Here is a 3,064-nt window from a genome sequence, read left to right as displayed (position 1 = left end):
GGAATGGTCGGCGGGGGCGCGGGCAGCGGCGGCCGGGAGGCAGCCGCGGCGAACGCCTCCTGCGCCGAGACGCCCTCCGGCGCGTGGCCCGCGGCATCTTCCGCCGCGCCGTCCGGGGCGCGCCGCCCGGCGGCGCGCGCCACGCTGCGCACCTGGAGCTCGTCCAGGAGCTCGCGCTCCCCCCGGCCGCGCATCAGCAGCAGTACGAACGGGTCCTCGTCCAGCAGCCGGGCGACCTGGTAGCACAGCGCCGCGGTGTGCGGGCAGTGGTCCCAGGCCTCGCAACCGCACTGCGGCTCCAGATCGCCGATGCCCGGGAGCAGTTCGACGCCCGCGGCCGCCGCGTCCTCCGCGAGCTGCGGGGGCATGTCCCGGTCGAGCAGGGCGGCGATATGTCCGGCCCGGTCGGCGACCACGTCCAGCAGCCGTTCCCACTCGGCGCCGGTCAACTCCTGCAGCAGCACATCGGAGCGGTGGGGCGTACGGTCGCGATCCCGTACCACCGCCGTGATCCGGCCCGGCCGTACGCACACCGCCCCGACCGCGCCCTCGCGCGCGTGTTTGCGCCCGCGCCCCAGCTGCTGCCCGTCGAGCGCCGTGTCCTCCAGCGCCTTCAGCCACGCCCGGCCCCGCCAGGTGCTGGCGAAGCCGCGGCCGCGGGCGGGCGGCAGGGCCTCGAAGGTGCGCTCGCGCCCGTCGTACGCCGCCTGGCCGTCCCCGGTGTCGCTCATCGCTCGGTCCCCCTCAACTCCACGAGCTGTGCCAGCTCGGCATCGGTCAGTTCGGTGAGCGCCGCCTCCCCGGCGCCGAGCACCGCGTCCGCCAGTTCCCGCTTGCGCTCGAGCATCGCGGCGATCCGGTCCTCCACCGTGCCCTCGGCGATCAGCCGATGCACCTGCACTGGCTGGGTCTGCCCGATCCGGTACGCGCGGTCGGTGGCCTGCGCCTCCACGGCCGGGTTCCACCAGCGGTCGTAGTGCACGACATGCCCGGCCCGGGTGAGGTTCAGGCCGGTGCCCGCCGCCTTCAAGGACAGCAGGAACACGGGCACTTCGCCCTCCTGGAAGCGGTCCACGAGCTCCTGACGGCGCGCCACCGGCGTGCCGCCGTGCAGCAGCTGCGCGCCGATGCCGCGCGCCGCCAGGTGGTCCTGGAGGAGGCGCGCCATCTGTACGTACTGGGTGAAGACGAGCACGCTCGCGTCCTCGGCGAGGATGGTGTCCAGCAGTTCGTCCAGCAGCTCCAGCTTTCCCGACCGGCCGGGGATGACGGGCCGGTCCTCCTTCAGATACTGCGCGGGGTGGTTGCAGATCTGCTTCAGGCCGGTCAGGAGCTTGACGATGAGCCCGCGCCGGGCCAGCCCGTCGGCGCCGGAGATCTCGGCGAGCATCTCGCGCACCACCGCCTCGTACAGCCCCGCCTGCTCCTTGGTGAGCGACACGGCGCGGTCCGTCTCGGTCTTCGGCGGGAGCTCGGGCGCGATGCCCGGGTCCGACTTGCGGCGCCTGAGCAGGAACGGGCGGACGAGCTTCGCCAGCCGCTCGGCGGCGGCCGGGTCGCTTCCGCTCTCGACGGCCTGGGCGTAGTGGGCGCGGAACCACCCGAGGCCGCCGAGCAGCCCGGGCGTCGTCCAGTCGAGGATCGCCCACAGCTCGGAGAGGTTGTTCTCGATCGGGGTGCCGGTGAGCGCGACGCGCGCCTTGGCACCGATGGTGCGCAACTGCTTGGCGGTCGCCGAGTACGGGTTCTTGACGTGCTGCGCCTCGTCGGCGACCACCAGACCCCAGCCCTTGGGCGCCGCCTCGGCCAGCCGTGGCGCGTCGAGGCGCATCGTCCCGTACGTGGTGAGGACGAACTCCCCGTCCGCCAGGTCCTCCAGGGTGCGCGCGGCGCCGTGGAAGCGGCGCACCGGGGTGCCGGGCGCGAACCGTTCGATCTCGCGCTGCCAGTTCCCCAGCAGGGAGGCGGGCGCGACCACGAGGGTGGGCCCGGCGGCCTCGGGGACGGTCTGGCGGTGAAGGTGGAGGGCGATCAGGGTGATGGTCTTGCCAAGACCCATGTCGTCGGCGAGCGTGCCCCCGAGGCCGAGCGACGTCATCCGGTTCAGCCAGCCCAGGCCCCGCAGCTGGTAGTCGCGCAGGGTGGCGGCCAAGCTCGCGGGCTGGGCGACCGGTTCGTGGCGCGTGCCCTCGGGGTCGGCGAGACGGTCCCGCAGCGTGGCCAGCCAGCCTGCGGCCCGCACGTCGACGCCGGTGCCCTCGGCCTCGGTCCGGCCGGTCAGCACGGCGCCGAGCGCGTCGGCGGTGGTGATGTCGCGGTCCTTGCGGCCGCGGGCCCGGCGGACCGCCTCCGGGTCGATGACGACCCACTGGTCACGTAGCCGCACCACCGGACGGGCGGCCTCGGCGAGCCGGTCCAGCTCCGCCCGGGTGAGCTCCTGGTCGCCGACGGCGAACCGCCAGCTGAAGCGGAGCAGCGCGTCGGCCGACAGATACGAGGGCATCGCGGATCCGGCCGGGTCCGGTGCCTCGCCGTCGGCACCGCCCTGCGGGCCGACGACGGCGCGCGCGGTCAGCCCCCGCGCCAGCTCCTTCGGCCAGTGGACCTGGACTCCCGTGGCGTCCAGCGCCTCGGCCGCCGGGCCGAGCAGTTCGACGACTTCCTCGTCGGCGAGGTCGAGCGCGTCGGGCACGGCGGCCGACAGCAGCGGTGCGAGCGGCACCCAGGCGCGGGCGGCCCGTCGCAGCGTCAGCAGCGCGTCCATACGGGCGCGCGGGCCCAGGGCCGCGGCGGCGGCCGAGGTGCCCGCCCACACCTCGGCGGCGTCCGCCAGCAGGGCTGGGTCGGCCAGGCTGTGGAGTTGGAGGACGGCGCGGAAGCGGGGACCGGAGGGGGCTTTGCCGTTTCCGTCGCGGTGGCCGTTGCCGTCGCCGGTGAGGTCACCGCTGCCGGTGAGATCACCGTGCAGCAGCTCGATCCGCAGCGACAGCCGGACGCCGGCGTCGTGCCCGGCGGCGACATCCGCCGCCCAGGCCCGCTGCGCGGGCAGGCGCTGCGGCTTGGC

General features: G+C 75.1%; 2 protein-coding genes. Both read right to left on the bottom strand.

What is annotated here, in order from left to right:
- A partial coding sequence (locus ACWDSL_RS52745; protein WP_450496829.1) for an SWIM zinc finger family protein occupies positions 1 to 731 on the bottom strand: 731 nt, incomplete at its 3' end.
- The coding region (locus ACWDSL_RS52740; RefSeq protein ID WP_450496828.1) for a DEAD/DEAH box helicase at positions 728 to 3,064 on the bottom strand (2,337 nt) is incomplete at its 5' end. The genes ACWDSL_RS52745 and ACWDSL_RS52740, both read right to left, overlap by 4 nt.

Source organism: Streptomyces sp. NPDC000941 (assembly GCF_053599555.1).
This window is presented reverse-complemented; position numbering and strand designations above follow the sequence as displayed.